This is a genomic window from Streptomyces sp. NPDC046831 (assembly GCF_040645305.1).
Taxonomy (GTDB): domain Bacteria; phylum Actinomycetota; class Actinomycetes; order Streptomycetales; family Streptomycetaceae; genus Streptomyces.
In genome coordinates, this window is the sequence record NZ_JBEYXZ010000039.1 from 33,848 (window position 1) to 56,906 (window position 23,059).

Annotated in this window: 20 protein-coding genes; all 20 read right to left on the minus strand. The window is 71.1% G+C overall.

Annotated elements, in window-relative coordinates:
• Positions 1 to 9: 9 nt before the first annotated feature.
• Complete coding sequence (atpD, locus tag ABZ920_RS26355) at positions 10 to 1,446, minus strand: F0F1 ATP synthase subunit beta (RefSeq protein WP_361509808.1); 1,437 nt, start codon at positions 1,444 to 1,446, stop codon at positions 10 to 12.
• Positions 1,446 to 2,363 carry a F0F1 ATP synthase subunit gamma gene (locus ABZ920_RS26360; protein ID WP_361509811.1) on the minus strand — a complete coding sequence of 306 codons (918 nt, stop codon included), beginning with the start codon at positions 2,361 to 2,363 and terminating at the stop codon, positions 1,446 to 1,448. Before ABZ920_RS26360 ends, atpD begins: the two co-directional genes overlap by 1 nt.
• Positions 2,364 to 2,384: 21 nt before the next feature.
• Complete coding sequence (gene atpA, locus ABZ920_RS26365) at positions 2,385 to 3,977, minus strand: F0F1 ATP synthase subunit alpha (RefSeq protein ID WP_361509814.1); 1,593 nt, start codon at positions 3,975 to 3,977, stop codon at positions 2,385 to 2,387.
• A 140-nt stretch (positions 3,978 to 4,117) separates the two neighbouring features.
• The gene (locus tag ABZ920_RS26370; RefSeq protein ID WP_361509817.1) at positions 4,118 to 4,933 is read right to left on the minus strand and encodes a F0F1 ATP synthase subunit delta; all 816 of its coding nucleotides are present in this window, start codon (positions 4,931 to 4,933) and stop codon (positions 4,118 to 4,120) included.
• Positions 4,930 to 5,472, minus strand: a complete 543-nt coding sequence (locus ABZ920_RS26375) for a F0F1 ATP synthase subunit B (RefSeq protein ID WP_361509820.1) — start codon at positions 5,470 to 5,472, stop codon at positions 4,930 to 4,932. Before ABZ920_RS26375 ends, ABZ920_RS26370 begins: the two co-directional genes overlap by 4 nt.
• Positions 5,473 to 5,514: 42 nt before the next feature.
• Positions 5,515 to 5,745: an ATP synthase F0 subunit C gene (gene atpE / locus ABZ920_RS26380; RefSeq protein ID WP_024884520.1), complete on the minus strand. Its 231-nt coding sequence runs from the start codon at positions 5,743 to 5,745 to the stop codon at positions 5,515 to 5,517.
• Positions 5,746 to 5,820: 75 nt separating this feature from the next.
• Positions 5,821 to 6,642 carry a F0F1 ATP synthase subunit A gene (gene atpB / locus ABZ920_RS26385; RefSeq protein ID WP_361509825.1) on the minus strand — a complete coding sequence of 274 codons (822 nt, stop codon included), beginning with the start codon at positions 6,640 to 6,642 and terminating at the stop codon, positions 5,821 to 5,823.
• A 225-nt stretch (positions 6,643 to 6,867) separates the two neighbouring features.
• On the minus strand, positions 6,868 to 7,302 hold the full coding sequence (locus ABZ920_RS26390) for a hypothetical protein (RefSeq protein WP_361509828.1): 435 nt from the start codon (positions 7,300 to 7,302) through the stop codon (positions 6,868 to 6,870).
• Positions 7,303 to 7,600: 298 nt separating this feature from the next.
• Positions 7,601 to 9,013 (minus strand): MraY family glycosyltransferase, encoded by a 1,413-nt coding sequence (locus ABZ920_RS26395; protein ID WP_361509831.1) that lies wholly within the window; start codon positions 9,011 to 9,013, stop codon positions 7,601 to 7,603.
• A 120-nt stretch (positions 9,014 to 9,133) separates the two neighbouring features.
• A complete protein-coding gene (locus ABZ920_RS26400; RefSeq protein WP_361509834.1) occupies positions 9,134 to 10,381 on the minus strand; it encodes a serine hydroxymethyltransferase in 1,248 nt (415 codons plus the stop codon).
• A gap of 461 nt (positions 10,382 to 10,842) precedes the next feature.
• Positions 10,843 to 11,520, minus strand: coding sequence for a protein-tyrosine-phosphatase (locus ABZ920_RS26405; RefSeq protein ID WP_361509837.1), 678 nt, complete (start codon positions 11,518 to 11,520; stop codon positions 10,843 to 10,845).
• The gene (locus ABZ920_RS26410; protein ID WP_361509841.1) at positions 11,517 to 12,164 is read right to left on the minus strand and encodes an L-threonylcarbamoyladenylate synthase; all 648 of its coding nucleotides are present in this window, start codon (positions 12,162 to 12,164) and stop codon (positions 11,517 to 11,519) included. The genes ABZ920_RS26405 and ABZ920_RS26410 overlap by 4 nt, the downstream gene beginning before the upstream one ends.
• Positions 12,165 to 12,216: 52 nt before the next feature.
• Positions 12,217 to 13,056, minus strand: coding sequence for a peptide chain release factor N(5)-glutamine methyltransferase (gene prmC / locus ABZ920_RS26415; protein ID WP_361509877.1), 840 nt, complete (start codon positions 13,054 to 13,056; stop codon positions 12,217 to 12,219).
• Between the two features lie 84 nt (positions 13,057 to 13,140).
• On the minus strand, positions 13,141 to 14,208 hold the full coding sequence (gene prfA / locus ABZ920_RS26420) for a peptide chain release factor 1 (RefSeq protein ID WP_361509844.1): 1,068 nt from the start codon (positions 14,206 to 14,208) through the stop codon (positions 13,141 to 13,143).
• Positions 14,209 to 14,316: 108 nt separating this feature from the next.
• The gene (gene rpmE / locus ABZ920_RS26425) at positions 14,317 to 14,541 is read right to left on the minus strand and encodes a 50S ribosomal protein L31 (RefSeq protein ID WP_361509847.1); all 225 of its coding nucleotides are present in this window, start codon (positions 14,539 to 14,541) and stop codon (positions 14,317 to 14,319) included.
• A 318-nt stretch (positions 14,542 to 14,859) separates the two neighbouring features.
• The gene (locus tag ABZ920_RS26430; RefSeq protein ID WP_361509849.1) at positions 14,860 to 15,999 is read right to left on the minus strand and encodes an LCP family protein; all 1,140 of its coding nucleotides are present in this window, start codon (positions 15,997 to 15,999) and stop codon (positions 14,860 to 14,862) included.
• Positions 16,000 to 16,569: 570 nt separating this feature from the next.
• Positions 16,570 to 18,576: a transcription termination factor Rho gene (gene rho / locus ABZ920_RS26435; protein WP_361509850.1), complete on the minus strand. Its 2,007-nt coding sequence runs from the start codon at positions 18,574 to 18,576 to the stop codon at positions 16,570 to 16,572.
• 419 nt (positions 18,577 to 18,995) lie between these two features.
• Positions 18,996 to 19,913 (minus strand): homoserine kinase, encoded by a 918-nt coding sequence (thrB, locus tag ABZ920_RS26440; protein WP_361509853.1) that lies wholly within the window; start codon positions 19,911 to 19,913, stop codon positions 18,996 to 18,998.
• A gap of 599 nt (positions 19,914 to 20,512) precedes the next feature.
• Positions 20,513 to 21,571, minus strand: a complete 1,059-nt coding sequence (gene thrC / locus ABZ920_RS26445; RefSeq protein ID WP_361509856.1) for a threonine synthase — start codon at positions 21,569 to 21,571, stop codon at positions 20,513 to 20,515.
• A gap of 6 nt (positions 21,572 to 21,577) precedes the next feature.
• Complete coding sequence (locus ABZ920_RS26450; RefSeq protein ID WP_361509859.1) at positions 21,578 to 22,906, minus strand: homoserine dehydrogenase; 1,329 nt, start codon at positions 22,904 to 22,906, stop codon at positions 21,578 to 21,580.
• Between the last annotated feature and the right edge of the window lie 153 nt (positions 22,907 to 23,059).

The following is a 23,059-nucleotide window of genomic DNA, read 5'->3' on the forward strand; positions in this document are numbered from 1 at the left end:
CTCGCGGGCTCAGGAGACGCCCAGCTCCTTCGCGTTCTTCTTCAGGTCCTCGAGACCACCGCACATGAAGAACGCCTGCTCCGGGAAGTGGTCGTACTCACCGTCGCAGATCGCGTTGAACGCGGCGATCGTCTCGTCCAGCGGCACGTCCGAACCGTCCACGCCGGTGAACTGCTTGGCGACGTGGGTGTTCTGGGACAGGAAGCGCTCCACGCGACGGGCACGGTGGACGACGAGCTTGTCCTCCTCGCCGAGCTCGTCGATACCGAGGATCGCGATGATGTCCTGGAGGTCCTTGTACTTCTGCAGGATGTTCTTCACGCGCATGGCGGTGTTGTAGTGGTCCTGCGAGATGTAGCGCGGGTCCAGGATCCGGGACGTGGAGTCCAGCGGGTCCACGGCCGGGTAGATGCCCTTCTCCGAGATCGGACGGGACAGAACCGTCGTCGCGTCGAGGTGGGCGAAGGTGGTCGCCGGGGCCGGGTCGGTCAGGTCGTCGGCGGGGACGTAGATCGCCTGCATCGAGGTGATCGAGTGACCGCGGGTCGAAGTGATGCGCTCCTGGAGGAGGCCCATCTCGTCGGCCAGGTTCGGCTGGTAACCCACCGCGGACGGCATGCGGCCGAGCAGGGTGGAGACCTCGGAACCGGCCTGCGTGAAGCGGAAGATGTTGTCGATGAAGAACAGCACGTCCTGCTTCTGGACGTCGCGGAAGTACTCGGCCATGGTCAGGCCGGCCAGCGCGACGCGCAGACGGGTGCCCGGGGGCTCGTCCATCTGGCCGAAGACCAGCGCGGTCTTGTCGATGACGCCCGAGTCGGACATCTCCTCGATGAGGTCGTTGCCCTCACGGGTGCGCTCACCGACACCGGCGAACACGGAGACACCGTCGTGGTTGTTGGCGACGCGGTAGATCATCTCCTGGATGAGCACCGTCTTGCCGACGCCGGCGCCGCCGAACAGACCGATCTTGCCGCCCTTGACGTACGGGGTCAGCAGGTCGATGACCTTGATGCCGGTCTCGAACATCTCGGTCTTCGACTCGAGCTCGTCGAAATTCGGGGCCTTGCGGTGGATGGGCCAGCGCTCACCCTCGTACTGCTCGTCGACGTTCAGCACCTCACCGAGGGTGTTGAACACCTTGCCCTTGGTGAAGTCGCCGACCGGCACCGAGATCGGCGCGCCGGTGTCGGTCACCGGGGACTGGCGGACCAGACCGTCGGTGGGCTGCATGGAGATGGCGCGGACCACGCCGTCACCCAGGTGCTGGGCGACCTCCAGGGTCAGCGTCTTCTTCTCGCCCGCGTTCGCCGGGTCGGCGACCTCGACGTGCAGGGCGTTGTAGATCTCCGGGATCGCGTCGACGGGGAACTCCACGTCGACGACCGGGCCGATGACCCGGGCGACGCGGCCCGTAGCCGTCGCGGTCTCAACAGTGGTGGTCATTAGCGGTCACTCCCCGCGGTCGCGTCGGCGAGGGCGCTCGCGCCACCGACGATCTCGCTGATTTCCTGGGTGATTTCGGCCTGGCGGGCCGCGTTGGCAAGCCGGGACAGCGTCTCGATGAGCTCTCCGGCGTTGTCGGTGGCCGACTTCATCGCACGCCGGGTGGCGGCGTGCTTCGAAGCGGCCGACTGAAGCAGCGCGTTGTAGATGCGGCTTTCCACATAGCGCGGCAGCAGGGCGTCGAGGACGTCCTCCGCCGAGGGCTCGAAGTCGTAGAGCGGGAGGATCTCACCCTGCGGCTTCGCCACCTGCGCGACCTCTTCGAGGCTGAGCGGGAGCATGCGCTCGTCGAGCGCCTGCTGCGTCATCATCGAGACGAACTCGGTGTAGACGATGTGGAGTTCGTCCACGCCGCCGTCCGCCGTCTCCTTCTCGATGGCCTCGATGAGCGGTGCGGCGACCTTCTTGGCGTCCGCGTACGAGGGCTCGTCGGTGAAGCCCGTCCACGACTCCGCGACCTTGCGCTCACGGAAGTTGTAGTGGGCCAGACCGCGCCGGCCGACGATGTACACGTCGACCTGCCTGCCCTCGCGCTCCAGCCGCTCGGTCAGCTGCTCCGCCTGCTTGATGGCGTTGGAGTTGAACGCGCCGGCCAGACCACGGTCGCTGGTCAGCAGCAGCACCGCGGACCGGGTGACCGTCTCGGCCTGGGTGGTCAGCGGGTGCTTGGTGGTGGACCCGGTGCCGACCGCCGTGACCGCGCGGGTCAGTTCCTGCGCGTACGGCGTGGAGGCCGCCACCTTGCGCTGCGCCTTGACGACGCGCGAGGCGGCGATCATCTCCATCGCCTTGGTGATCTTCTTGGTCGCGGTGACGGATCGGATGCGACGCTTGTAGACCCGGAGCTGGGCTCCCATGAGTCAGGTCCCTTCCTTACGTCACTTGGCGGCAGCGGCCGGGACGTCCTCGCCGAGCAGCTTGCCGTCGGAGGTCTCGAACTGCTTCTTGAACTCCGCGATCGCGTCAGCGATGGCCTGCAGGGTGTCGTCGGACATCTTGGCGCCCTCCCTGATGGAGGTCATGAGGCCCTGGTGCTTGCGGTGCAGGAACTCCAGGAGCTCGCGCTCGAAGCGGCGGACGTCGGCGACCGGCACGTCGTCCATCTTGCCGGTGGTGCCGGCCCAGATGGAGACGACCTGGTCCTCGGTGGGCATCGGCTGGTACTGCTCCTGCTTCAGCAGCTCCACCATGCGCTGCCCGCGCTCCAGCTGCGCCTTCGACGCCGCGTCCAGGTCGGAACCGAAGGCGGCGAACGCCTCCAGCTCGCGGAACTGGGCGAGGTCCACGCGCAGCCGGCCCGACACCTGGCGCATCGCCTTGTGCTGGGCGGAGCCACCGACCCGGGAGACGGAGATGCCGACGTTCAGCGCGGGGCGCTGACCGGCGTTGAACAGGTCCGACTCCAGGAAGCACTGGCCGTCGGTGATGGAGATGACGTTGGTCGGGATGAACGCCGAGACGTCGTTGGCCTTGGTCTCGACGATCGGCAGACCGGTCATCGAACCCGCGCCCATGTCGTCGGAGAGCTTCGCGCAGCGCTCCAGCAGACGGGAGTGCAGGTAGAAGACGTCGCCCGGGTAGGCCTCGCGGCCCGGCGGACGGCGCAGCAGCAGGGACACGGCGCGGTAGGCGTCGGCCTGCTTCGAGAGGTCGTCGAAGATGATGAGGACGTGCTTGCCCTCGTACATCCACTGCTGGCCGATGGCCGAACCGGTGTACGGCGCCAGGTACTTGAAGCCGGCCGGGTCGGACGCCGGGGCGGCGACGATGGTCGTGTACTCCAGCGCGCCGTTCTCCTCCAGCGCGCGGCGGACCGACGCGATGGTGGAGCCCTTCTGGCCGATGGCGACGTAGATGCAGCGGACCTGCTTCTTCGGGTCGCCCGTGCGCCAGTTGTCGCGCTGGTTGATGATCGTGTCGACGGCCAGGGCGGTCTTGCCGGTCTGGCGGTCGCCGATGATCAGCTGACGCTGACCGCGGCCGATCGGGGTCATGGCGTCGACGGCCTTGTAGCCGGTCTCCATCGGCTCGTGCACCGACTTGCGCTGCATGACCGTGGGGGCCTGCAGCTCGAGGGCGCGGCGGCCGGACGTCTCGATCTCGCCGAGGCCGTCGATCGGGTTGCCGAGGGGGTCGACCACGCGGCCGAGGTAGCCCTCGCCGACCGCGACGGACAGGACCTCGCCGGTGCGGGTGACCGGCTGGCCCTCCTCGATGCCGCTGTACTCGCCCAGGACGACCGCACCGATCTCGCGCTCTTCCAGGTTCAGTGCGAGACCGAGGGAGCCGTCCTCGAACTTCAGCAGCTCGTTCGCCATGGCCGAGGGCAGACCCTCGATCTTGGCGATACCGTCGCCGGCGACGGTGACCGTACCGACCTCCTCGCGCGAGGCCGCGTCCGGCTGGTACGACTGGACAAAGTTCTCCAGCGCGTCCCGGATCTCCTCCGGCCGGATCGTGAGCTCCGCCATCTGGGTTCCCTGCTCTCCTTGTTGGGCCCGAAGTTTCACTTGGGGGTTTTCCACGAGTCGGGGACTCCCCCCAACAAGAGGTGAATCCTCTGCACGGCCCAACCAGGGCCGTCGTGTACGTACTGCGTGTTGAGTTGCTGCTAGCTCGCCATGCGGCGGGCGGCCTCGTCGAGCCGGTCCGCGAGGGAGCCGTTGATGACCTCGTCCCCGACCTGCACCCGGATCCCGCCGAGGACCTCGGGGTCCACGTCGAGGTTGAGGTGCATCCGGCGGCCGTAGAGCTTCGCGAGGGCGGCGCCCAGGCGCTGCTTCTGCACGTCGCTCAGCGGCACCGCCGAGGTGACGACGGCGACCACCCGGTCCCGGCGCTCCGCGGCCAGCTTGGACAGGGACTCCAGTCCTGCTTCCAGGCTACGTCCCCGCGGCGCGATCACCAGGCGCGTCACCAGACGCTCGGTGGTCACGTTGGCCCGGCCGCCCAGCAGCCGGTGCACCAGCTCGACCTTGGCCGAGGTGCTGGCGGCCCGGTCGGTCAGCGCGGCGCGCAGGTCGGCGTTCGAGCTGACGATCCGCCCGAAGCGGAACAGCTCGTCCTCGACATCGTCGAGCGCATCCGCCCGCTCGGCGGCGATGAGGTCGGCGATGTTCGCCAGCTCCTCCAGCGCGTCCACCAGGTCGCGGGGCTGCGACCAGCGCGAGCGCACCATGCCGGACACCAGGTCGACGGCGGGACCGCTGATCTGGGCGCCGAGCAGGCGCTGGACCAGCTCGGCCTTGGCGTCGCCGGCCTGCGCCGGGTCGGTGAGGACCCGGCGCAGCGACACCTCGCGGTCGAGCAGCGCGGTGACGGCCGCCAGCTCGTCGGCGAGCTGAGCGGCGTCCACGGACGTGGAGTCCGTCAGCGCGTCGAGACGCTCACGTGCGGCTGCCAGTGCCTCGCGGCTCGCTCCGTTCATCGCGTGGCCTCGGCCTTCTCCTCGAGCTCGCCGAGGAAGCGGTCGATCACGCGGCTCTGCCGGGCGTAATCCTCAAGGGACTCGCCGACGAGCTTGCCGGCCAGCTCCGTGGCGAGCCTGCCGACGTCCTGACGCAGCGCCGCCGCGGCGACCTTGCGGTCGGCCTCGATCTGGGCGTGACCGGCGGCGACGATCTCCTCGCGCTGCCGCTGGCCCTCGGCCCGCATCTCGGCGATGAGGGCGGCACCCTGCTCCTGCGCCTCCTGGCGCAGACGCGCGGCTTCGTGCCGGGCCTCGGCGAGCTGGGCCTTGTACTGCTCAAGGACGCTCTGGGCCTCGATCTGAGCGGCCTCGGCCTTCTCGATACCGCCCTCGATGGCCTCGCGGCGCTGCTCCAGAACCTTGTTGATGTTCGGGAGGAGCTTCTTGGCGAGGAAGCCGAAGACGATGACGAAGGCGATCAGGCCGATGACAAGCTCGGGGATCGGCGGGAGGAGAGGGTTCTCCGTCTCGGCTGCGATCGTGAGCAGCTGGCTCATGGAAGTGCCTTTCGCCTAGTCGGCTGGTAGTGGATCAGCTGATCACTTGCCGTAGACGAACGGCATGACCAGGCCGATCAGGGCCAGCGCCTCACAGAAGGCGAAGCCGAGAATCTGGTTGGCGCGGATCAGGCCGGCCGCCTCGGGCTGGCGGGCGAGGGCCTGCGTGCCGTTGCCGAAGATGATGCCGACGCCGACGCCGGGGCCGATGGCGGCAAGGCCGTAACCGATGGAGCCGAGCGAGCCGGAGACAGCGGCAAGGGTCTGGGACATGCCAGTTCTTCCTTCTTCTTTTCCGGACCGGTGGGGGTTGGCCACCGGACGATCAGGGGGTCAGGTGCGGGGCGCTCAGTGGTGCTCGGCGAGCGCGCCCTGGATGTAGGTGCACGTCAGGAGGACGAAGACGTACGCCTGCAGGGCCTGGATGAAGAGCTCGAAGGCCGTCATGACGATCGTCATGATGAAGCTGACGCCGGCGTAGGCGATGCCGATGCCGTTCAGCAGGTACCAGGTGGCGATCGTGAACAGCAGCAGCAGGGTGTGGCCCGCGAACATGTTGGCGAACAGTCGCACCGCGTGCGTGAAGGGGCGGACCAGCAGGTTCGAGAAGAACTCGATCAGCATGGCCAGCGGCAGCACCGGGCCGAGCGACTTGTCGTAGCCGGTGACGTTCTTGAAGAAGCCGACGAAGCCGTGGCGCTTGAAGGTCAGCGAGACCCAGAGGACGTAGACGATGGCCGCCATCACCGCGGGGTACGCGATGATCGCCGTCACCGGGAACTGGGCGATCGGGATGATCGACCAGAGGTTCATCATCCAGATGAAGAAGAACAGCGAGACGACCAGCGGAACGTACTTCTCGCCCTCCTTCTTCCCGATCGTCTCGTACACGACGCCGCGTCGGATGAAGTCGTAGCCCGCCTCGGCGACCATCTGCAGCTTGCCGGGCACGACCTTCGGCTTGCGGAAGGCGACCCAGAAGAAGCCGACGACGATGACGGAGCCGAGCAGGGCCAGCAGCATGGTCTTGTTGAAGTACAGGCTGCTGTCCGCGTCGCCCCAGAGGGGCTCGAACAGGAACGAGTGCAGGCCGGGAGCCGGGAAGCCACAGCCGTCGAAGATGTGGCAGTCGGTCTCGAAGGCGAGCACCTGCGTCGGGTCAGCACTCACCGCGGGCTCCTTCAGCGTGGCGCATAGGTACGGCAACCTCGTTGTGTCGGCGCGGCGTGAGGCCGCGGTTCGGCACGGGACTGGTGTTACGGGTGTGGGGGCGGCTGGGGGGCATCAAGCCTCGCGATTGAGCAGGCGTCAGCTCGGATGCCCGCGCCCGCGATGCCGCAGTTGGCACCGGACGATAGCAGGATCTCTCAAGCGTCTTTATCCCGGCCCTACCCCTCACGACGACGAGCCCGTCTTCTGGGGGCTGTCGCCGGCCGAATCGGGCTCGACGTAGAGGATCTTGGACTTCATGTGGGCGCGCGTCTGCGCGGCGATCCAGGTGAGGGTGCCGGCGACGAGCGTGAGCGCGAAGGCCCGGGGGTCGAACAGCGTCGTGTCCTTGAAGAGCGCGACGAAGACGAACAGCAGCAGGAGCTGCGCCGTGTACAGCATCAGACCCATCGCCTGGAACAGGTGCGGGAGCGATGCGGCGGTGCGCTGCAGCACGAAGAGACCGATCCCCATGAAGACGATGACCACCAGCGCCCCGACGACGGCCCCGAGCGCCCCCTCGCCGCCGGCGACCACGGCGCTGACGACGGCGGCGATCGCGCCGACGGCAGCCGTGGGCACAGCGGCCTGGAGGACGATCCGGGCGTCACTGGAGGGCATGGCGGCAACTCCGCTTTCACAGGGGACAGGGGTGTCGTCATGGACGAGCGTAGTCCCGGCTTCGAGAGAGAACCTCAGCGCCGAGGGCCGCCGCTTGGGGGCCCTCCAGCTCCATCCGGGCTTCTCGTGAACCGTATCACAAACTATTTGATGAGGTCTTTACCTGAAGGGTGTGCTTGCTGTCACACATGAGAATGAGACTGCGCGTCTGTGCAAAAACCCGGCCGACTTGTCTGGTATTGGGGACTTTACTCCCCCACGCGTTGGCAACGCTTTAGTCAGATTCTTACCTTGGACGTCAGCGTGACGTTTCCGCTTTGCCCCCGTCGAGGAGCCGGGACCGTGCGCCGAGGGCGGTCGCCCCGTTGGCTCCGGCCACTCCGGCGGCCACCGGCTCCTGACGCCCACGGCGCTCCGCTGCCACAGGAGACCCACCCGGCTCGACGGCCTGCGAGGCCGGCGCGCGCTCCGCGGTGGCGGAAGCCGCCGCCGTACCCGACCCGGGCGCCGCGGCGCCCGGCGCCGGGGCGGCCGTCGTCTCCCCCCGGCGCCGGTAGCGCGGCGGCACGAAGCGCTCGGCCCAGCGCGGGGCACGCGGCGTGAAACGCGGCAGCAGGAGCAGCACCAGGCCGATCGCGCAGAGGAACACCACACCCAGCACGATCCACATGGACGCCGAGTTGACCGAGTAGGCGAGCGCGCCGAAGCCGATCAGCGCCGACCAGAAGTACATGATCAGCACGGCGCGGCTGTGCGAGTGGCCGATCTCCAGCAGCCGGTGGTGCAGGTGCCCCCGGTCGGCGGCGAACGGCGACTGGCCGCGCCAGGTGCGCCGCACGATGGCCAGCACCAGGTCCGCGGCCGGGATCGCGATGATCGTCAGCGGCATCAGCAGCGGGATGTAGATCGGCACCATCTGGTGCACGGAGCTGCGCTCGGATCCGGTGAACAGGTTCATCAGGTCGGGGTCGACCTGCCCGGTCACCGAGATGGCACCCGCCGCCAGCACCAGGCCGATGAGCATCGAGCCGGAGTCGCCCATGAAGATCCGCGCCGGGTGCATGTTGTGCGGCAGGAAGCCCAGGCACATGCCCATCAGGACGGAGGCGAAGAGGGTGGCCGGGGCGGCGGCCTCGATGCCGTACGAGTACCAGATCCGGTAGGCGTACATGAAGAACGCGGCCGACGCGATGCACACCATGCCGGCGGCCAGGCCGTCCAGGCCGTCGACGAAGTTCACCGCGTTGATGGTGATGACGACGAGCGCCACCGTCAGCAGCGTGCCCTGCCACTGGGTCAGCGCGACCGTGCCGACACCGGGCACCGGCAGCCACAGGATCGTCAGACCCTGCATGACCATCACACCGGCGGCGATCATCTGACCGCCCAGCTTGATCAGCGCGTCGATCTCGAACTTGTCGTCCAGCACGCCGATCAGCCAGATCAGCGCCGCCCCGGACAGCAGCGCCCGCGGCTCGTTGGACTTGGCGAAGACCTCGTTGAGGTTGGTGAGGTGGTCCGCGACCAGCAGCCCGGCGCACAGGCCGAAGAACATCGCGATCCCGCCGAGCCGCGGAGTGGGTTCCCGGTGCACGTCACGGGCCCGGATCTCCGGCATTGCCCCGGCCACGATGGCGAACTTCCGTACCGGCCCGGTCAGCAGGTACGTCACCGCCGCCGTGATGCAGAGCGTCAGCAGGTATTCACGCACGGGCTTCCCCACAGGTCTCGCTGGCCATCACAGCCCCACACCCTAGCGACGCGGGCATATGTATGGGGACTTACGGGTACCGACCATGGTTGCACGCACAGCTGTGCACGACGGAGGTGCCTACCCCGCCTCGGCCCGGTACGGCGGGAATCTCCCCGTGAGCTCCCGCACATCCGCACGCGCCCGGACGGCGTCGATCTCGCCGCGCAGCACCTTCCCGAACAGCACCGCGATCCACTCCATCTCCTCCTGCTCCATCCCCTGCGTGGTCACCGCGGCGGTGCCCAGGCGCAGCCCCCGGGCGTCGGCGTGCGGCAGGGCGCAGCAGTCGAGCACCATCCCGGCGGCGGCGAGCAGTCCGCGGGCGGCGCGGCCGTCGACGCCGAGCGGTGACGAGTCGGCGGTGATCAGGTGGGTGTCGGTGCCGCCGGTGGTGACGGCGAGGCCCTCGGCGGCCAGCCGCGCGGCGAGGACCCGCGCGTTCACGACGACCTGACGGGCGTACGCGGCGAACGCCGGCGTCGCCGCCTCGCCGAAGGCGACGGCCTTCGCGGCGATGGTGTGCATCTGCGCGCCGGCCTGCGTGAAGGGGAAGACGGCGCGGTCGATGCGGTCGGCGAGCTCGTTCCCGCACAGGATCATCCCGCCGCGCGGTCCGCGCAGCACCTTGTGCGTCGTGGCGCACACCACGTCCGCGTACGGCACCGGGCTGGGCGCCGCGCCTCCGGCGACCAGCCCGATGGGGTGGGCGGCGTCGGCGATGAGGTAGGCGCCGACCTCGTCGGCCACCTCGCGGAAGAAGGCGTGGTCGAGGTGGCGCGGATACGCGATGGAGCCGCAGACGATCGCCTTGGGTCGGTGGGTCCGGGCCAGCGTGCGCACCTGCTCGTAGTCCATCAGCCCGGTCTCCGCGTCGACGCCGTACCCGACGAAGTCGAACCAGCGGCCGGAGAAGTTCGCAGGTGAGCCGTGCGTGAGGTGACCGCCGTACGGCAGGCCCAGGGCGAGCACGGTGTCGCCCGGGCGCAGCAGCGCCGCGTAGGCGGCCAGGACGGCGGAGGAGCCCGAGTGCGGCTGGACGTTGGCGTGCTCGGCGCCGAAGAGCCGCCGGGCCCGTTCGGCCGCGACGCGCTCGGCGGCGTCGGCCATCTCGCACCCGCCGTGGTGCCGGGCGCCCGGGTAGCCCTCGGCGTACTTGTTGGCGAGCGGCGAGCCGAGCGCGGCCAGCACGGCCGGCGAGGTGAAGTTCTCCGCCGCGATCAGCTGCAGCGTCGTGGACTGCCGGTCGAGCTCCCCGGCCAGGATGTCGGCCAGTTCGGGGTCCTGCCGTCGCAGGACATCGGCCTCGGGAGCGTGGGTGACCGGCATGGCGGACTCCGGGCGGTCGACGACGACGTACGTCCAATGTAGGCCCGCCCCCGACGGCCCGCGCGAGCACGACGCCCGCGCGGGTGCGGGGCGCCCCGCGTCCTCCTGGGAGCGCGCCTGGGACGCCGTACGGGGCCCCGGGGACCGTCCGGAGGGGCCGGGGGGCCGGGGGGCTGGGTGCACGGCCGTCGGTGCCGCTCGGTGGCGCGCGCCTGGTGTGGCGCCGGGACGGCCCCCGGAGGGGGCGGGCCGAGGCCGGGCGGTCGCATCGGGTGCAGGAACGTCCCCGTCCACCCGGCAGCGCACCTGGGACGCCCTGCACGACCCCGGGGACCGTCCGGAGGGGCCGGGGGGCTGGGTGCACGGCCGTCGGTGCCGCTCGGTGGCGCCCGCCTGGTGTGGCGCCGGGACGGCCCCCAAAGGGGGCGGTCGAGGCCGGGCGGTCGCGCCGGGTGGGGGCCTCAGGTGCGGGCCGGGACGCCCGTGAGGGCCGTGACGACCGGGTCCAGGGCCTGGTGTATCTCGTCGCCGATCGACCGGAAGAACGTCAGCGGCGCCCCGTACGGGTCGTACACCTCGTCCGCCTCGGCCGTCGGCGCGAGGAGCCACCCGCGTAGAGCAGCGGCGGCGCGCACCAGGGCGCGGGCGCGTTCGACCAGGCCGTCCTCCAGCGGCGGCAGGGTCGCCGGGTCTATCGCGTTCACCAGCCGGGTGAACTCCTTCAGCGTGAAGGTGCGCAGACCCGCCGAGTGGCCCATGGAGATGACCTGGGCGCGGTGGTCGCGGGTCGCCGTGAGCACCAGGCCGGCACGGATGACGTGCTCGTCCAGCAGCTCACGGCCGGTGAAGCCGGAGGCGTCCGCTCCGAACTCGCCCAGCACGGTCTCCGCGTGCGCCTCCATCGGCGCGCCCTCGTGCCCCCAGGTGCCCGCGCTCTCCACGATCAGCCCGCCGCCCGCCCGGCCGCCGAGCCGGTCCGCCAGGAAGTGGCGGGTCAGGCGCTCGGTGATGGGCGAGCGGCACACGTTGCCGGTGCTGACGTGGAGGATGCGGAAGGTGTCGGGGGCCTGGCCCGGCCGGCCGGGGAGCTGCGTCCCGTCCCCGTCGCCTATGCCACGCCCCGGGTCAGGGGCCGTCAATTGGCCACCTCGAGGTCGGGTACGACCTTCCGCAGCTCCTCCGGCGACAGCGCGCCCTGGCGCAGCAGCACCGGCATCTTGCCGGTGACGTCGACGATGGAGGACGGAACGTTGCCCGGGGTCGGGCCGCCGTCGAGGTAGACGGAGACGGAGTCGCCGAGCATCTCCTGGGCGGCGTCGCAGTCCTCCGGCGCGGGGTGGCCGGTGAGGTTCGCGGAGGACACGGCCATCGGGCCGACCTCGGTGAGCAGCTCGATGGCGACCGGGTGCAGCGGCATGCGCACGGCGACCGTGCCCCGGGTGTCCCCCAGGTCCCACTGCAGCGACGGCTGGTGCCGGGCGACCAGCGTCAGCGCGCCCGGCCAGAAGGCGTCGACGAGCTCCCAGGCGGTCTCGGAGAAGTCCGTCACGAGACCGTGCAGCGTGTTCGGGGAGCCGATGAGGACGGGCGTGGGCATGTTGCGGCCCCGGCCCTTGGCGTCGAGGAGGTCGGCGACGGCCTCCGCGGAGAACGCGTCGGCGCCGATGCCGTACACCGTGTCGGTCGGCAGCACCACGAGCTCGCTCCGGCGGACGGCTGAGGCGGCCTCGCGCAGACCCGTCACGCGGTCGGTCGCGTCGTTGGTGTCGTATCGCCGTGCCATGGTCAGCGGGCCTCCTCGTACACGTACTGCTGGCATGAAGTGGGGGTGGGGGTCACGGCAGCGCCTTGCGCGCGGTGGCGAACCGTGGCCGGTTGTTGAGGTCGGGATGGTCGGCGGCGTCGGCCCAGCCCCGCTCGTCGGCGAAGATCCACGGCACCTGGCCGCCCTGGGTGTCCGCGTGCTCGATCACCACCACACCGCCGGGGCGCAGCAGCCGGTGCGCGGTGCGTTCGATGCCGCGGATGAGGTGGAGGCCGTCCTCGCCGGAGAACAGGGCCATCTCCGGGTCGTAGTCCCGCGCCTCGGGGGCGACGTACTCCCACTCCGTGAGCGGGATGTAGGGCGGGTTGGAGATGACCAGGTCGACCTGGCCGTCGAGGTCCGGGAACGCGGTCAGGGCGTCGCCCTGGCGCAGGTCGACCCGGGAGCCCTCCACGTTCTTGCGGGTCCACTGGAGCGCGTCCTCGCTCAGCTCCACGGCGTGCACCCTGCTGCGCGGCACCTCCTGGGCGAGGGCCAGCGCGATGGCGCCCGATCCGGTGCACAGGTCGACGATGCACGGCTCGACGACGTCCATGGCGCGCACGGCGTCTATCGCCCAGCCGACGACCGACTCGGTCTCCGGCCGGGGCACGAACACGCCGGGGCCGACCTGGAGCTCCAGGTAGCGGAAGTAGGCGCGTCCGGTGATGTGCTGGAGCGGCTCGCGCTGCTCGCGGCGGGCGACGACCTCCCAGTAGCGGGCGTCGAAGTCGGCGTCCTTCACGGTGTGCAGCTGGCCCCGCTTGACACCGTGCACGAACGCGGCGAGCTCCTCCGCGTCGTTGCGCGGCGAGGGCACGCCGGCGTCGGCCAGCCGCTGGGTGGCCTGTGCCACCTCCGCGAGCAGCACGCTGCGGGGGCCTGCCGGGCGCCTCCCAAATCCTTGCTGCACGCTGCGTCCTCCGGGGCTGAGCTGTCGTCCTGTTGCTTCTTCTCAGGCGGCCGCGAGCTTGGCGGCCGAGTCCGCGTCGACACAGGCCTGGATCACGGCGTCGAGGTCTCCGTCCAGGACCTGGTCCAGGTTGTACGCCTTGAAGCCGACGCGGTGGTCCGAGATGCGGTTCTCCGGGAAGTTGTACGTGCGGATCTTCTCGGAGCGGTCGACGGTGCGGACCTGGCTGCGGCGGGCGTCGGCCGCCTCCTTCTCCGCCTCCTCCTGCGCCATGGCCAGCAGCCTCGAGCGCAGGATACGCATCGCCTGCTCCTTGTTCTGCAGCTGGCTCTTCTCGTTCTGGCACGAGGCGACGACTCCGGTGGGCAGGTGCGTGATGCGCACCGCGGAGTCGGTGGTGTTGACGGACTGGCCGCCGGGGCCGGACGAGCGGTACACGTCGATCCGCAGGTCGTTCGGGTTGATCTCCACGTCGACCTCCTCGGCCTCCGGGGTCACGAGGACACCGGCGGCGGAGGTGTGGATGCGGCCCTGCGACTCGGTGGCCGGCACGCGCTGCACGCGGTGCACGCCGCCCTCGTACTTCAGGCGGGCCCACACGCCCTGGCCGGGCTCGATCTGCCCGCGCGTCTTCACGGCGACCTGGACGTCCTTGTAGCCGCCCAGCTCGGACTCGGTGGCGTCGATGATCTCGGTCTTCCAGCCGACGCGCTCGGCGTAGCGCAGGTACATGCGCAGCAGGTCGCCGGCGAACAGGGCGGACTCGTCGCCGCCCGCGCCCGCCTTGATCTCGAGGATCACGTCCTTGTCGTCGCTGGGGTCGCGCGGGACGAGCAGCAGGCGCAGCTTCTCGGTCAGCTCCTCGCGCTGCTTGTCCAGCTCCTTGAGCTCGGCGGCGAAGTCCGGGTCGTCGGCCGCCAGTTCGCGCGCGGTCTCCATGTCGTCGCCGGTCTGCTTCCAGGAGCGGTACGTGGCGACGATCGGGGTGAGCTCGGCGTAGCGCTTGTTCAGCCTGCGCGCGTTGGCCTGGTCGGAGTGGACCGACGGGTCGGCGAGCTGCTTCTCCAGGTCGGCGTGCTCGGCGACGAGTTCCTCGACGGCCTCGAACATCTTTCGGCTCCTGATACTGCGGGGGGAAGGGAAGGCGGGCGACCAAAAACGCCGGTCCCGGCCCACCCCGGCGAGGGGCGCGGCCGTGGACCGGCGAAGAGGGGCTCGCTACTTCTTGGAGCCGGCGGCAGCCTTGCCGAAGCGGGCCTCGAAGCGGGCCACGCGGCCACCGGTGTCGAGGATCTTCTGCTTGCCCGTGTAGAACGGGTGGCACTCGGAGCAGACCTCGGCCCGGATGGTGCCGGACTCGATGGTGCTGCGCGTGCTGAACGACGCGCCGCAGGTGCAGCTGACCTGCGTCTCGACGTACTCGGGGTGGATGTCGCGCTTCAAGGTGTCTCCTAGGATCGGGAGGGCGCCGGGTCGCAGCCGCGGGATGCGGACGCGTGAACCGGAGCCGACGTACCAGTCTGCCAGGACTGGCCGCATCCCCCAAAACCGGGGGACACGCCCAGGTATTCCCGGCGGCTCCGCCGGCCGCTCCCGGCCGTGACACGGCGTCCGCACCTGGCCCGCTCCGCCGGCCGCTTCCCGCCTCGGTGCGCCGTCCGCACCTGGCCCGCTCCCCCGGTCCGGCGCGCTCGCCCTGCGGGGCGCCGTCAGCCTTCCCTGTCCCGTTCCCGGCCCTCCCCTCCCGGGCCCGGCCCGCCGCTACGGCTGCGTCGCGGGCGCCCGCCTGGAGGTCACCACGCCGTCCGCCTCGCCCGTGGCGGTGTCCCGGGTCGCGCTCGCCGGGACAGGCCGGTCCGCGCGCAGGGCGGTCCACACCTGCTGCGCCTTGGCCTCCTCGATGAGGACCCGGTTGGCGTTCCCGGGGTCGTAGCGCACCGGCAGCGTGACCATCGTCAGGTTCGACGAGTCGATGCCCTTGAGTCCCTCCGCGAAGGACATCAGGGAGTTCACCGAGCCGAGCCCGGAGTCGGTCGTCACGGCCTTGGTGGCGGTGTCGGCGAGGTCGTACAGCTTCTTGGGGTGGGTGAGGACGCCGATCTGGTCGATCCGGTCGGCCAGTGCCCTGACGAACGCCTGCTGGAGCTGGATGCGGCCGAGGTCGGAGCCGTCACCGACGCCGTGCCGGGTGCGCACCAGGCCGAGGGCCTGGGCGCCGTCGAGCGTGTGCGTGCCGGCCTGGAGCTTCAGGTGGCTGTCGGGGTCGTCGATGGCCCTGGTGGTGGTGACGCGGACGCCGCCGAGCTCGTCGATCAGTCTCTGGAAGCCGCTGAAGTCGACCTCCAGGTAGTGGTCCATGCGGAGGCCGGTCATGGACTCGACGGTCTTCACGGCGCAGGCGGCGCCGCCGGTGGTGTAGGCCGAGTTGAACATCACCCCGCGTGCGGCGTCGTGCGCCGTGCCCCCGGGGTCCGTGCACCCGGGCCGGTCGACGAGGGTGTCGCGCGGGATGGACACCACGCTCGCCTCCCGGTGGCCCTCGTGGAGGTGCACGACCATCGCCGTGTCGGAGCGCGCGCTGCCGTCGTCGGTGCCGCCGCCGAGCTGCTTGTTGCTGCCGGAACGGGTGTCGGAGCCGAGGACGAGGATGTTCTCGGAGCCGTTGGCCGCCTTCGCGGGCCGGTCGCCGCCGAGGATCTGGTCGATGTCGATCGACCTGAGGTTCCCGTTGAGCCGGGAGTACAGGTAGCCGGCGCCGGTGCCGCCGAGCACGACGATCCCCACGGCGGTCCACGCGGCCGCCACCGATGCCCTGCGCCGCCGGGCCTGTCGTGTGCGGCGGTACGTCGTCCCGGCTCTTCCCCCCGGTATGCCGGGGTCCGGCGTGCTCTCGGCAGTCATGCGCTCCTCAACTAACTCTCGTCGAAGACGGCTACCCCCTGATCCCGCTCTCAGGCCCGGGTCCGTGCGACTCACCTCCGGCACTCCGTGCGTCCCTCGTGCTCCGCGCTCCCCTGCTCCCTCTGGCGCGCGAACGGGCTCCGTGACCGGGGGCGCCCATGAGCCGGGGCGATGCCCTCGTCCCTCCATCGTCGCCCCGTACGGTCGGACGGGTGAACTCGAACGGGCGACGGCGCCGTCCGCCCACCCTCCGCCCGGACCGGCGCGAGCCGGGACGACGCCCGGCTCCGCCCCCTCTGACCTGTGATCCCGGCCGGGGCCGGCCCTCGCGCCGAGAGTCGCGCCGGGTCGGCCCGCGCATCCGGTCCTCGTTCCTGGAGCCGGCCGCGGGCCGACCGGACCGTCCCTCGCCGGACCGTGCGGAGCCGCACGCGGGGCGTCCTCCCCTGTCGACCCGCGAACCCGGCCGGCCCCCACGCCGGCTCGGCCGCGCTGTCGCGGCGAGCTTCCGCACACGGCGAAAGGGCCGCCCCCGTGACGGGAGCGGCCCTTTCGGGTGAAGCGCGAACCTCAGTCGCCGTTGCCGGGCGCCGGGGTCGTCTTCTGGATCTGCATCAGGAACTCGGCGTTCGACTTCGTCTGCTTCATCTTGTCGAGGAGCAGCTCGATCGCCTGCTGCGAGTCGAGGGCGTGCAGCACCCGGCGCAGCTTCCAGACGATGGCCAGCTCCTCGGCGCCGAGCAGGATCTCCTCCTTGCGGGTGCCGGACGCGTCGACGTCCACCGCGGGGAAGATGCGCTTGTCGGCGAGCTTCCGGTCGAGCTTGAGCTCCATGTTGCCGGTGCCCTTGAACTCCTCGAAGATCACCTCGTCCATGCGGGACCCGGTGTCCACCAGGGCGGTGGCGAGGATGGTCAGCGAGCCGCCGTCCTCGATGTTGCGGGCCGCACCGAAGAAGCGCTTCGGCGGGTACAGGGCGGTCGAGTCGACACCACCGGACAGGATGCGGCCGGAGGCCGGGGCGGCGAGGTTGTACGCGCGGCCCAGACGGGTGATCGAGTCGAGCAGGACGACCACGTCGTGGCCCAGCTCCACCAGCCGCTTGGCGCGCTCGATGGCGAGCTCGGCGACCGTGGTGTGGTCCTCGGCCGGACGGTCGAAGGTCGAGGAGATGACCTCGCCCTTGACCGACCGCTGCATGTCGGTGACCTCCTCCGGACGCTCGTCGACGAGGACGACCATCAGGTGGCACTCGGGGTTGTTGTGCGTGATCGCGTTGGCGACCGCCTGCATGATCATGGTCTTGCCGGTCTTCGGCGGGGCCACGATCAGACCGCGCTGGCCCTTGCCGATCGGCGACACCAGGTCGATGATCCGGGTCGTCAGCACGCCCGGGTCGGTCTCCAGGCGCAGCCGGTCCTGCGGGTACAGCGGCGTCAGCTTGTTGAACTCCGGCCGTCCGCGGCCGTGTTCGGGCGCCATGCCGTTGACGGAGTCGAGGCGGACCAGCGCGTTGAACTTCTCGCGGCGCTCGCCCTCCTTCGGCTGGCGGACCGCACCGGTGAGGTGGTCGCCCTTGCGCAGGCCGTTCTTGCGGACCTGGGCGAGGGAGACGTACACGTCGTTCGGACCCGGCAGGTAGCCGGAGGTGCGGATGAAGGCGTAGTTGTCGAGGATGTCGAGGATGCCGGCGACCGGGATCAGGACGTCGTCGTCGGTGATCTGCGGCTCCTGCACGTCGTCACGCCCGCGGCGGCCACGGCGGTCGCGGTAGCGGCCGCGACGGCCCCGGCGGCCGCCCTCGAAGTCGTCCGCGTCCTCCTCGACCCGCTGGCGGTCCTGGCGGCCGCCGCCCTGCTGCTGGCTCTGCTGCTGGCGCTGGCCGCCCTGCTGGTCGTCCTTGCCGCGGCGGTCGCGGTCGCGGTCCCGCTCGCGGTCGCGGCCGCGCTCACGGCGGTCGCGGCGGCGGCCCTCGCCCTCGCCGGAGTCGGACCGGCCGTCGCCCTGCTGGGCCGGCGTCTCGGACCTCGGCTCGCTCTTCGCCTCGGCGGCGACCGCCTCGGGGCTGCCCGCCTCGGCGGTGGCACGGCGCCGGCGGCGCTCGGCGGTGGCGTCGTCTCCCCCGCGCTCGGCCTCGCTCGCACGGGAGGGGCCGCCGGCCGGCTGGCCGGGGATCTCGATCTGCTGCGCCGCGGCGCTCTCGGCGGGGGCGTCGGCCGGGGCGGCGCTCTTCGCGGCCTTCTCGGCCTCGTCACCCGTGCGGGCGCGCGAGGTGGCGCGGCGCTTCGGCTTGGTCTCGGTGGCGGTCTCGGCGGACGCCGCGGCCTTGGCCGGAGCGGAGCCGTTCGCCTGCGCCTCCTTGATGACCTCGATCAGCTGGCTCTTGCGCATGCGCGCGGTGCCCCTGATGCCGAGGCCGGATGCGACCTGCTGCAGCTCGGCCAGCACCATGCCCTCGAGGCCGGTACCGCGGCGCCGCCGGGAGCCGGCACCGGTGGCAGGCGCGGAGGCGTCCGTGGCGGGCGCGGCAGCGGTCTCCTCGACACGTGCGCCCATCAGATCGGTGGTGTCGCTCACGAAGGGTCCTTCCCTGGAGCGGACGTCGGCCTTCTGGCTCGGCGACCGGTTGTGCTGTCCGGCTTCGGTCCTTGCTGTGTGGACCGTGCCGGGGCGGTAATCCGCCGGAGCGGCGGAAGAGATATCTGGTGATGGCGCTTCCTGGAGCCGTGACACCTGGTGTCACGTGGCGTGGTCGCACCGATTCCGGAGCTCCCCCAGAGGGGGTACCCCCACCGGCGGGCCGTTCAGTGTCCGCGTACGACGTACTGCCCAGGTACGGCGTACACCACACAGTGCGGCTCGGGGAGCTCCCGGAAGAATGTCTGTCCCGGACGGGGACACGAAGCACCTCGCCACGGTGGGGTCGGGTGCAGACTTGAGGTTAACACTACCGGATCCAACAAACATTCCCCCTTCCGAAATCCGGCAACCGCGTGTCAGGCGGCGAGCGGTAGCACGCTCGCTCCCCGCAGATCGAGGCTCAGCCGGTTGGCGGCCCAGTCCTGGCCCGCCAGTTGTTCCACCTTGTCGGCGGTGCCCGCGTCCGCCAGTGCCATGACCGTCGGGCCCGCGCCGGAGATCACCGCCGGGATGCCGTCGGCCCGCAGCCGCTCCACCAGCGCGGCGCTCTCCGGCATGGCCGGGGCGCGGTACTCCTGGTGCAGCCGGTCCTCGGTGGCCGGCAGCAGCAGCTCGGGGCGCCTGGTCAGGGCCTCGACGAGCAGGGCGGCGCGGCCCGCGTTGACGGCGGCGTCGACGTGCGGCACGGTGCGCGGCAGCAGACCCCGCGCGGTCTCGGTCAGGACCGGCTTCCCGGGCACGAAAACCACCGGAACGATGGAATCGGCGGGATCCATCCTGATCGCCCGCGCACCGCCGGCCTCCATCCAGGACAGTGTGAAGCCGCCGCGCAGACAGGCCGCGACGTTGTCGGGGTGGCCCTCGATCTCGGTGGCGAGCTCCAGCAGACCGGCGTCGTCGAGCTTCGCCTCGCCGCCTATGGTCACGGCGCGGGCGGCGACGATGCCGGCGCAGATGGCGGCGGAGGAGGAGCCGAGGCCGCGGCCGTGCGGGATGCGGTTGGCGCAGACGATCTCCAGGCCGCGCGGCTGACCGCCGAGGACGTCGAAGGCGGTGCGCAGGGAGCGTACGAGCAGATGCCTCTCGTCGCGCGGCAGGGTCTCGCCGCCCTCGCCCGCGATGTCGATGTGCAACCCGGAGTCGGCCACCCGGACGACGACGTCGTCGTAGAGCCCCAGCGCGAGGCCCAGGGCGTCGAAGCCCGGGCCGAGGTTGGCGCTGGTGGCGGGGACGCGCACCCGGACGGCGGCGGCGCGGAACGCTGGACCGGCCATCGCTCGTTGACTCTCCTTGAGCTGCGTGACTGTCGACTGCCGAGGACATTCGACGACGTACGAGAACCCTCGGGCCGCTTCCGGCCGGGCGGCCCGCCGCGTCCGCGCCGCGGAGACGGCGCGACTCCGCGGCATATGCGGCGGTGGGTTCGGTACAGCCTATCGAAGGTAGGTTCTGTGGCGACATAGGGCGCACGGGAGGCGCACGATGCGTGTCGCAAGCCCCGTGTGCACCCACCTGGGACGTTCCCGATCCGCGCGCCTCGTACACCGGGGCCGTCGCGGGTCCGTCCGCACGGGCGCCGCGCCCGCCGCACCGCCCCGCGCACCGGACGGGCGCGGGGCGGGTATGCCGCACGGACGTGGTGACCGGACGCGGTGACCGTGAGGTACGGCCGTTGCGGCGGCCGCGTGCCACGGCCGGTCGCGGCGGCCGGGTGCGGTGACCGCGTGCCACGGCCGGTCCCGGTGGCCGGATGCGGTGGCCGCGAGGTGCGGCCGGTCGCGGTGGCCGGACGGGGTGGCCGGACGGGGTGGCCGTGAGCTACGGCCTGTTGCGGTGGCCGGCCGGCCCGTTCCCGGGCGGCCGGCCGTCCGCCTCAGGCCAGGCCCAGCCGCTCGGCGGCCGTCGCCGCGTCGACGGGCACGGTCACCGGCTGCGGCGCACCCGCGACGGCCCAGTCGGGGTCCTTCAGGCCGTTGCCGGTGACGGTGCACACGATCCGCTGGCCGGGGTCGACCTTGCCCTGCTCGGCGGCCTTCAGCAGACCGGCGACGGACGCGGCGGACGCCGGCTCGACGAAAACGCCCTCCTGCGCGGCCAACAGCCGGTACGCGCGCAGGATCTCACGGTCCGTCACCTCGTCGATGAGACCGCCGGACTCGTCCCGCGCCGCCAGCGCGAAACGCCACGAGGCCGGGTTGCCGATCCGGATGGCGGTGGCGATGGTCGACGGGTCCTTGACGACCTCGCCGCGCACGATCGGGGCGCTGCCGGACGCCTGGAAGCCCCACATCCGCGGGGTGCGCCGCGCGACGCCGTCGGCGGCGTACTCCCGGTAGCCCTTCCAATAGGCCGTGATGTTGCCCGCGTTGCCGACGGGCAGGACGTGGATGTCGGGCGCGTCGCCGAGCATGTCGACGATCTCGAAGGACGCCGTCTTCTGGCCCTCGATGCGCACCGGGTTGACCGAATTCACCAGCGCCACCGGGTAGTTGTCGCTGAGCGACCGGGCGAGGGTGAGGCAGTCGTCGAAGTTGCCCTCGACCTGGAGGATCTTCGCGCCGTGCACGAGGGCCTGGCCCATCTTGCCGAGCGCGATCTTGCCCTGCGGGACGAGGACGGCGCACACCATGCCGGCGCGCACGGCGTAGGCGGCCGCGGAGGCCGACGTGTTGCCCGTGGAGGCGCAGATGACGGCCTTCGCGCCCTCCTCCTTCGCCCGGGTGATGGCCATCGTCATGCCACGGTCCTTGAAGGACCCGGTCGGGTTCGCGCCCTCGACCTTGAGGTGCACCTCGCAGCCCGTGCGCTCGGAGAGCACCTGCGCGGGCACGAGCGGCGTACCGCCCTCACGGAGCGTCACGACCGGCGTGCTGTCGGACACCGGCAGCCGGTCCCGGTACTCCTCGATGATTCCGCGCCATTGGTGGGTCATTGCTGGTTACTCTCCTTCAACCCGCATGATGCTGGCGACGCCCCGTACGGTGTCGAGGCTGCGCAGCGCCTCGACGGTCCCGTTCAGGGCGGCGTCGGACGCACGGTGGGTGACGACGACGAGGGAGGCCTCTCCCGTACCGCCGAACTCGCCGGAGGGGGAGTCTCCCCCCTCCTTGCCCTGCTGGCGGACCGTGTCGATGGACACGCCGTGCTCGGCGAACACGGTGGCGACCTGGGCGAGGACGCCGGGTTTGTCGGCCACGTCGAGGCTGATGTGGTAGCGCGTGACGACGTCGCCCATGGGCGAGACGGGCAGCGCCGCGTACGCGGACTCGCCGGGGCCGGTGGTGCCGCTCAGCCGGTTGCGGCAGACCGCGACGAGGTCGCCGAGCACGGCGGAGGCGGTGGGCGAGCCGCCGGCGCCGGGGCCGTAGAACATGAGCTGCCCGGCGGCGTCCGACTCGACGAACACCGCGTTGTAGGCGCCGCGTACGGAAGCCAGCGGGTGGCTGAGCGGGATCATCGCCGGGTGCACGCGCGCGGTGACGGACCCGCCGTCCTCGGCCCGCTCGCAGATGGCGAGCAGCTTGATCGTGCAGCCCATCTCCCTGGCGGAGACGAAGTCGGCGGCGGTGACCTCGGTCATGCCCTCGCGGTAGACGTCGTCGAGCCGTACCCGCGTGTGGAAGGCGATGCCGGCGAGGATGGCCGCCTTGGCGGCGGCGTCGAAGCCCTCGACGTCGGCGGTCGGGTCGGCCTCGGCGTACCCCAGGGCGGTGGCCTCGTCGAGCGCCTCCTGGTAGCCGGCACCGGAGGAGTCCATCTTGTCGAGGATGAAGTTGGTCGTGCCGTTCACGATGCCGAGCACGCGGTTGACCTTGTCACCGGCGAGGGACTCGCGCAGCGGCCGGATCAGCGGGATGGCGCCGGCGACGGCGGCCTCGTAGTAGAGGTCCCTGCCGTGCTCCTCCGCCGCCGCGTGCAGGGCGGCGCCGTCCTGGGCGAGGAGGGCCTTGTTGGCGGAGACGACGGAGGCGCCGTGCTCGAAGGCGGTGGAGATCAAGGTCCGGGCGGGCTCGATGCCGCCGATGACCTCGACGACCACGTCGATGTCGCCGCGTTTGACCAGCGCGGTCGCGTCGGTGGTCACCAGGGCCGGGTCGATGCCCTCGCGCACCTTGGAGGGCCGTCGCACGGCCACCCCCGCCAGTTCCACGGGGGCGCCGATCCGGGCGGCGAGGTCGTCGGCGTGCGTCGTCATGATGCGCGCCACCTCTGAGCCGACAACCCCACAGCCCAGCAGCGCCACCTTCAGCGGACGCGTACGCATCATCCGACCTCGTTTCCTCATACCGTCTACGGCTGCACCAGTCTCACTCACCGGACGACACTTTCTGTCCCTTCGTCCGGATCGTGAGACGTTTATTTCGTTTTCACACGGCGGCGGACCGGAAGATCTTCCGGCCACCGCAGTGCGGGCGTCTCC

Excerpts from the sequence above, each read along its gene's own strand:
- atpD (WP_361509808.1), bottom strand. The coding sequence starts at position 1,446 with ATGACCACCACTGTTGAGACCGCGACGGCTACGGGCCGCGTCGCCCGG.
- ABZ920_RS26360 (WP_361509811.1), bottom strand. The coding sequence starts at position 2,363 with ATGGGAGCCCAGCTCCGGGTCTACAAGCGTCGCATCCGATCCGTCACC.
- atpA (WP_361509814.1), bottom strand. The coding sequence starts at position 3,977 with ATGGCGGAGCTCACGATCCGGCCGGAGGAGATCCGGGACGCGCTGGAG.
- ABZ920_RS26370 (WP_361509817.1), bottom strand. The coding sequence starts at position 4,933 with ATGAACGGAGCGAGCCGCGAGGCACTGGCAGCCGCACGTGAGCGTCTC.
- ABZ920_RS26375 (WP_361509820.1), bottom strand. The coding sequence starts at position 5,472 with ATGAGCCAGCTGCTCACGATCGCAGCCGAGACGGAGAACCCTCTCCTC.
- atpE (WP_024884520.1), bottom strand. The coding sequence starts at position 5,745 with ATGTCCCAGACCCTTGCCGCTGTCTCCGGCTCGCTCGGCTCCATCGGT.
- ABZ920_RS26390 (WP_361509828.1), bottom strand. The coding sequence starts at position 7,302 with ATGCCCTCCAGTGACGCCCGGATCGTCCTCCAGGCCGCTGTGCCCACG.
- ABZ920_RS26400 (WP_361509834.1), bottom strand. The coding sequence starts at position 10,381 with ATGCCGGTCACCCACGCTCCCGAGGCCGATGTCCTGCGACGGCAGGAC.
- ABZ920_RS26410 (WP_361509841.1), bottom strand. The coding sequence starts at position 12,164 with ATGGCACGGCGATACGACACCAACGACGCGACCGACCGCGTGACGGGT.
- prfA (WP_361509844.1), bottom strand. The coding sequence starts at position 14,208 with ATGTTCGAGGCCGTCGAGGAACTCGTCGCCGAGCACGCCGACCTGGAG.
- ABZ920_RS26430 (WP_361509849.1), bottom strand. The coding sequence starts at position 15,999 with ATGACTGCCGAGAGCACGCCGGACCCCGGCATACCGGGGGGAAGAGCC.
- thrB (WP_361509853.1), bottom strand. The coding sequence starts at position 19,913 with ATGGCCGGTCCAGCGTTCCGCGCCGCCGCCGTCCGGGTGCGCGTCCCC.
- thrC (WP_361509856.1), bottom strand. The coding sequence starts at position 21,571 with ATGACCCACCAATGGCGCGGAATCATCGAGGAGTACCGGGACCGGCTG.
- ABZ920_RS26450 (WP_361509859.1), bottom strand. The coding sequence starts at position 22,906 with ATGATGCGTACGCGTCCGCTGAAGGTGGCGCTGCTGGGCTGTGGGGTT.